The sequence below is a fragment of the Gammaproteobacteria bacterium genome, from assembly GCA_016765075.1.
In the GTDB taxonomy this organism is placed as follows: Bacteria; Pseudomonadota; Gammaproteobacteria.
Genome location: JAESQP010000127.1, coordinates 1 through 7,488 on the forward strand (window position 1 = coordinate 1; position 7,488 = coordinate 7,488).

The following is a 7,488-nucleotide window of genomic DNA, read 5'->3' on the forward strand; positions in this document are numbered from 1 at the left end:
AAGCACTGAGCAGGCTCAGTGCTTGACACGGGGATAGGCTCTCAGGATATTTTATTAGTTGAGATCTTCAGTAAGCGAAATGCGTACGTTTTCAGGTGCGACAACGTCGTGTTTGTAATTGTCGTGATCGATACCAAACTTGATTTCTGCGCTCATTTTTACCGCTAGTGCGGCATCAGCGGGCAGTTGGAAACGCATAAAATGAACAGAAGCAGTTTTTTCCGGATCTTTGCGGTCTAAATCTTCATTAGCGATTCCATATATGCGTTCACAGCCTTCAACTTCCAGCCAAATTTTGTCTTCAATGTCTAATAGCTTGGTCAGTGCAACACGACGTGTCGGGATGTCGTCGTATTGCAACATGAACGTGGCTTTCCAGTTGTTACCATCGGGTATGAGTGGGTTGTAGGTTTCCAGCTCTTGTTCTATTTCCGCACTTTCAAAAATCTTTTCAATGCGCAGCATTTCCTGTATTTGATAGTGCATGGTGGTGGTGTCTTCAAAATATAAAAAGGCGTTATCACCGATTTGTAAGCGGCGGTTTGCTTTGTGTGTCATTGCATTAGCACGAATTTCGTTACGCTTTTTGGAATAGTCTTCGAGGCTCAGTAAGTCCTCATGGCGGATTTTTTTCATCGGAGTTTTCTCTTTAAAGTAGTTAGTGACTGACGAGGTATGCTAGACACCGTAAGCCATTCTTAGCAGTGACAGTGGGTGCTCTGGCGCTTTGGTTCGGCCAATGCCGTTTTCAATTTGATGGCCGGCCATGGGGCAGTCACTACCGTAATGATCGTAGTCATCTTTTTTCACCAGGTTGGCGACAGGACGAACAATTTTCATTGAGATTTCGTGGTATTCAGATTTCACCGCGTAGGTGCCATCGTGACCAGAGCAGCGTTCAATCGGCACGACGGTGGTGTTGGGTACGAGTTCAAGTACTTCACGCGTCTTTTGACCAATGCGTTGGACGCGTTGGTGACACGCGACATGCCATGATACTTTGCCTAATGTTTTCTTAAAATCAGTATTAAGCTTGCCAGCTTTATGGCGCAGCATGAGATATTCAAACGGGTCGAAGATGGCTTGCTGTACCTTTTTCACGTCCTCGTCATCGGGAAACATTAAGGGCAGTTCTTGTTTGAACATCAATACACAAGAAGGGACCGGGCCGATGATGTCCCAACCGGCATTAACCAGCTTGACCAGTTGTGGAATATTGGCTTCTTTGGCTACTTTGACGGCGTCCAAATCACCGACCTCAAGCTTGGGCATGCCACAGCAACGCTCTTTATCAGCGAGGGTGACAGGGATACCGTTGTGTTCCAGTATGGTAACTAAGTCTTCGCCGATTTGTGGTTCGTTATAGTTACCGTAGCAGGTGGTGAACAACGCGACTTTGCCTTTGGTCGTCTCTGTGGGTGCTGCCTCAATATTGGACTGAGGACGGCGTGACAGTCGTTTGCGCAGCGTGTTGCTATGATACTTGGGCAAAATCGCATCAGGATGCACGCCAAGTGTGCTGTCGAGCACTTTACGTGTCACGCTCGTGGCATTGGCAGCGTTAACGACATCGACGATGATCGGAATGCTGGCAAGCTTGCTGACCATGTCAGTATTGGTCAGCAGGCGATCGCGGATTTTTGTGTCACCTTTTTTAAATTTAATGGCCTTGGCGCGTAACATGAGATGGGGGAAATCGACATTCCATTCGTGTGGTGGGACGTAAGGGCATTTAACCAAAAAGCAAAGGTCGCAGAGATAACAATGATCGACGACTTTTATATAGTCTTTTTTGTCGACACCGTCGACTTCCATGGTGCTGGATTCATCGACAAGGTCAAATAATGTTGGGAATGCGTTGCACAGGCTGACACAGCGGCGACAGCCATGACAGATATCAAAGACGCGCTCAAGTTCTTCATTGAGCGATTCTTCATTATAAAATTCTGGGTTATTCCAATCGATGGGGTGGCGGGTAGGTGCCTCGAGACTTCCTTCGCGTCGACCTTTGGTAACTGCGGACATAAGTCGCTCTCCCTACTTGGCAATTAGCTTATTGTTTTATCTATAAAAAACGCCGCAGAGGGGTTAATCTTTGCGGCGTGGTAGCTACGTTTGATTAAGCTTCAAGGCTGTCAAGGGCTTTCTGAAAGCGGTTAGCGTGTGAACGCTCGGCTTTAGCCAGAGTTTCAAACCAGTCAGCGATTTCGTCAAAGCCTTCGTCGCGAGCCGCTTTTGCCATGCCAGGATACATGTCGGTGTATTCATGCGTTTCGCCAGCAATTGCAGCAGCCAGGTTATCAGCGGTGCCACCGATGGGTTTGCCGGTGGCAGGATCGCCAACCGCTTCCAAATATTCTAAATGGCCGTGCGCATGGCCGGTTTCCCCTTCAGCAGTTGAGCGAAATACCGCTGACACATCGTTATAGCCTTCGACGTCAGCTTTGGCTGCGAAGTAAAGATAACGGCGGTTGGCTTGTGATTCACCAGAAAAAGCTTCTTTTAAGTTGTCTTCGGTTTTACTACCTTTAAGTTCCATTGCTACTCTCCTCTGTCATAACAGGTTGATCAAAATAAAAAACGCCAAAATTGGACGTAAAATAGGGCTAAGTCAACAATAAATCCAATTAATTATATTTATAGTGTTGATTAGTGAAATTAATTACTACGTGCTCCCCCTCTACGTATGTCCCTTAAGGGGGCATTGAAAAGAACCCTCGGAGTGCAAGAGGGTGCAAAAACTAGTCATTCATATAGATTGGTTGAGGGTTAGCCAAATTCATTTCGGTATTAATAGTGATTATTTAGTATCTGAGCTTAAAGCGTCGGGCAGCATGGTTACACAACTTAATGGGCAAGACAAGATGACCTGTCTGACGACTTCAATGGCTTCAGTGCGTGGGAAGCTTTTGCGCCACGCTAATATCACTCGCCGAGTCGGTATGGGGTCGCTAAAGCGCTTTATTTTCAGTAAATTGCGCGAGTAGCGGTCGGCACCAGCAGCTGCGCAGGGCAGTACAGTAATGCCCATACCACTGACAACCATATGGCGAATGGTTTCCAGTGAGCTGCCTTCAAGTACGGTTTGAATACCACTTGCCGATGTGGTGGTTTGTTTGCAGTCTGGGCATGCAGCGAGTACCTGATCACGAAAACAGTTGCCCGAGCTAAGGAGTAACAGCTTGTCATTGGCGATATCCTGCGCTGGGATGTTGTCGCGGCTGTTCCAGGGGTGAGAACCAGGTATCACTACGACAAAGGGTTCATCATAAAGCGCTTGGGTGACAATGCCGGGGCCTTCAAATGGCTCGGAAACGATGATGACATCGAGTTCGCCTTGCTTTAGGCGAGCGCTTAGGTTGGCAGTGTAATTTTCCTCAACAATGATTGGCATGTTCGGTACGCATTCATGCAATGTTGGTATCAGGTGAGAGAATAGATAAGGCCCAATGGTATAAATGGCACCAATGCGCAAAGATCCTTTAAGTGGGTCTTTGCCCGACTGCGCTATTTCTTTGATCGAGTTGGCCTGTTCAAGAACACGTTGCGCCTGATCAATAATCTTGCTACCAACAGGGGTCAGGCTGATTTCGTTGGGTCCGCGTTCAAATAGTGGGACACCCAGCTCATCTTCCAGTTTGCGTACGGCAACGCTGAGCGTGGGTTGGCTGACAAAGCAGGCTTCAGCGGCATGGCCAAAATGCCGTTTTTGCGCAACGGCGACAATGTATCTTAGTTCCGTTAATGTCATTTAGTGCCTCTTGGTTGGTAAGCAGGTGAATATACGACTTATATTACAATGACACTATTGAAACAAGAATGTTCAAATAATTTAACTATCGGTGTGATAGTGTCTTTGTATTAGTGGCAACGTTTGTTTTTTTTTGCTCGTATTTCTCACCAGGGGGAAGAGGGATGTGGGCTGGTGCTAACACGCCACACTTGTCTTTTAGTGCGACTCTGCATTACCCTGCGCCAGCAATGAACGCAGCTTATCAAAAATACCGTGTCTGATCGTTATGACGCCTCTGCTATCGAGGTGCTGTCTGGCCTTGATCCTGTACGTAAGCGCCCGGGGATGTATACCGACACCACGCGGCCTAATCATCTGGCACAAGAAGCCATTGATAACAGTGTCGATGAGGCGATAGCAGGTTATGCCAAGCGTATTGATGTTTCTGTCTTTAAGGACGGTTCACTTGAAGTGCGTGACGATGGTCGTGGTATGCCGGTGGATATTCACCCGAAAGAAAAGATTTCAGGTGTTGAGCTGATTCTGACCAAGCTTCATGCTGGCGCCAAGTTCAGCAATAAGAGTTATCAATACTCGGGTGGTTTGCATGGCGTCGGTATTTCTGTTGTCAACGCATTAAGTAAAAGGCTCGATGTTTGGGTGCGCCGTGGTGGCCAGGAATATCACATCGCGTTTGCTGACGGTAAAAAAGTTTCCAAGCTTGAAATAGTGGCTAAAGTCGGCAAACAAAATACCGGCACCACCATTCGCATGATGCCGGATGGCCACTATTTTGATTCCGCCAAGTTCTCTGTTGCCAAGCTCAAACATGCTTTGAGAGCCAAGGCGGTATTGTGCCCAGGTCTCAATGTCACGCTTTATGATGAAGCTAGCGACAAGACAGAAGAATGGTTTTATATCAATGGTTTATCAGATTATCTTAAGCAAGGGTTGGAAGGTAATTCAGCGATTCCCGAAGGTTTGTTTATAGGTAAGAGCGAAGGCAATGAAGAGCATGCAGAGTGGGCGGTTGCCTGGCTTGAAGAAGGCCAAGAATGGCTGACGGAAAGTTACGTTAACCTGATTCCAACCGTGCAGGGTGGTACGCATGTTAACGGTCTGCGCAGTGGTTTGACGGATGCTATTCGCGAGTTTTGTGAATTTCGTAACCTGGTGCCTCGTGGTGTGCGCATTGCGCCGGAAGACGTCTGGAGTCGTTGTGCCTATGTCTTGTCGGTCAAGCTGGCCGACCCTCAATTCAGTGGCCAGACCAAAGAGCGCTTATCATCGCGCGAGTGTGCGCCATTTGTTTCAGGTGTCGTGAAAGATACTTTTGCGCTATGGCTCAACCAGCACACGCAAGATGGTGAACGTATTGCTAATTTGGCGATTAACGCGGCGCAGGTGCGGCTTAAATCCAGCAAGAAGGTTGTACGTAAACGTATTACGGCTGGCCCTGCTTTGCCTGGCAAATTGGCCGACTGCACCGCGCAAGATTTAGCACGCACCGAAATTTTTCTGGTGGAAGGGGATTCAGCCGGAGGTTCGGCAAAGCAAGCGAGGGCGCGTGAATTTCAAGCCGTGATGCCACTTAGGGGTAAAATTTTAAACACTTGGGAAGTGGCGTCGAGTGAGATTTTAGCTTCGCAAGAGATTCATGATTTGGCAATTGCTATAGGCGTTGATCCGGCTTCTGACGATATTTCCGGCTTACGCTATGGCAAAATCTGCATATTGGCGGATGCTGATTCCGACGGTTTACATATTGCGACGTTGATCTGTGCGCTCATGCTGCGCCACTTCCGACCCTTGGTTGAAAAGGGTCATGTCTATGTTGCCATGCCGCCTTTGTATCGCATTGATGTGGGCAAAGAAGTGCATTACGCGCTGGATGATGCCGAACGACAAGGCATCATTGACAGTATTACGGCGAAAAATCCCAACGCCAAAATCAACATTGGTCGCTTTAAGGGGTTGGGTGAGATGAATCCAATGCAGCTACGTGAAACCACTATCGCACCGGACACCCGGCGTTTGGTGCAGCTGACAATTGATAGCAGTGATGATGCGGATCAAATGTTAGATATGTTATTAGCGAAGAAACGCGCAGCAGATCGCAAGAAGTGGCTGCAAGCAGAAGGCGACAAAGCAGATGTCTGATAATAACGATGACAATATAGAACAATTGCCGCTGCGCCAGTTTGCTGAGAAGGCCTACCTTAATTATTCGATGTACGTCATTCTTGACCGCGCCTTACCGAATATTGGTGATGGCCTCAAGCCCGTGCAACGGCGCATTGTCTATGCCATGTCTGAGCTGGGTCTGGCAGCGACCGCTAAATTCAAGAAGTCGGCACGTACCATTGGTGATGTCATCGGTAAATTTCATCCGCATGGCGACAGCGCCTGTTACGAAGCCATGGTATTGATGGCGCAGCCGTTTTCCTATCGTTACCCATTGATCAACGGCCAGGGTAACTGGGGTTCCAGTGATGATCCCAAGTCTTTTGCAGCCATGCGTTATACCGAATCTAAACTCACGCGCTACGCCGAATTACTGCTGGGTGAGCTGAGCCAGGGTACCGTTGATTGGCGGCCCAACTTCGATGGCACGCTGGACGAACCGGCGATATTGCCCGCTCGTGTACCGAATATATTACTCAATGGTACTACCGGTATTGCGGTTGGTATGGCCACCAATATCCCACCGCATAATCTGGGCGAGGTAATTGACGCGACCTTAGCGCTGATTGACGATCCTGACCTGACCACTGAACAGCTCATTGACTATGTGCCCGGCCCCGACTTCCCCACTGGCGGTGTCATGCTGGGACGTGCCGGCGCCCGCAAAGCCTATCTTGAGGGTCGCGGTTCGGTGATCATCCGCGCCAAAACGCGGGTCGAGGAAATCCGCCGTGATCGCTATGCTATTATTGTCGACGAGATCCCTTATCAGGTGAACAAAGCGGCGATGATTGAAAAGATCGCCGAGCAGGTGCGCGACAAGAAGATTGAGGGCGTGGCCCACGTTCAGGACGAAAGCGACCGCAACGGTGTGCGCGTGGTGATTGAGCTGAAACGCGACGCAACGCCCGAAGTGGTGATGAACCAGCTCTACCGGTTCTCGCCGATGCAGACCTATTTCGGCTGTAATATGCTGGCGCTGAATGGCGGTCGGCCTGAAACGCTGACGCTGCGCCGATTCCTGACCTCGTTCATCGATTTCCGCGAGGATGTTGTGGCCCGGCGCACCGCATACCTGCTGCGCAAAGCCCGTGAACGCAGCCATATTCTATGTGGTTTGGCCGTGGCCGTCACCAATATCGACGAAATCGTCGCCACCATCCGTGCATCGGCAGATGCGGCTGAGGCGCGGCAAAAACTGATGACCCGTCGCTGGCCGGCCCAGGCGATTCTCGAATATATCGCGTTGATCGACGATCCGACCCACACCGCCAATGAGGATGGCACCTATAATTTATCGGAAGCTCAGGCCCGCGCCATTCTGGAACTAAGACTGCAGCGCCTGACCCAGATCGGGGTCAAGGAAGTTACCGATGAATTGAAAGAACTGGCTGGCAAAATCAAGGAATACCTTGAAATTCTGGGCTCACGCGAGCGGATCATGGGCATCATTACTGATGAGCTGACCGAAGTGCGTGACCAGTTTGCTGTGCCCCGCCGCACTGAGATCGTCGACTGGTCCGGTGATATGGACGACGAAGATCTGATCCAGCGTGAGGACATGGTGGTGA

The 7,488-nt window shown here is 49.4% G+C and carries 6 protein-coding genes; 2 read left to right on the top strand and 4 right to left on the bottom strand.

All coding sequences use genetic code 11. The annotated features are described in order from the left end of the window. Positions 1-54: 54 nt before the first annotated feature. From JKY90_07705 to JKY90_07720, 4 genes are all read right to left on the bottom strand, one after another. Entirely contained in the window at positions 55-636 is a 582-nt protein-coding gene (locus JKY90_07705) for a DUF3501 family protein (GenBank protein ID MBL4852146.1), read from the bottom strand. A gap of 42 nt (positions 637-678) precedes the next feature. Next, positions 679-2,025 (bottom strand): Fe-S oxidoreductase, encoded by a 1,347-nt coding sequence (locus tag JKY90_07710; GenBank protein ID MBL4852147.1) that lies wholly within the window; start codon positions 2,023-2,025, stop codon positions 679-681. A 94-nt stretch (positions 2,026-2,119) separates the two neighbouring features. After that, complete coding sequence (locus JKY90_07715) at positions 2,120-2,539, bottom strand: rubrerythrin family protein (GenBank protein ID MBL4852148.1); 420 nt, start codon at positions 2,537-2,539, stop codon at positions 2,120-2,122. A 261-nt stretch (positions 2,540-2,800) separates the two neighbouring features. After that, positions 2,801-3,751 (bottom strand): hydrogen peroxide-inducible genes activator, encoded by a 951-nt coding sequence (locus JKY90_07720; GenBank protein ID MBL4852149.1) that lies wholly within the window; start codon positions 3,749-3,751, stop codon positions 2,801-2,803. Between the two features lie 255 nt (positions 3,752-4,006). On the opposite strand from JKY90_07720, the gene parE reads away from it, so the two are divergent. Then, entirely contained in the window at positions 4,007-5,893 is a 1,887-nt protein-coding gene (parE, locus tag JKY90_07725) for a DNA topoisomerase IV subunit B (protein ID MBL4852150.1), read from the top strand. Continuing rightward, positions 5,886-7,488 (top strand): DNA topoisomerase 4 subunit A (locus JKY90_07730; GenBank protein ID MBL4852151.1); only part of this gene is annotated, 1,603 nt, incomplete at its 3' end. The genes parE and JKY90_07730, both read left to right, overlap by 8 nt.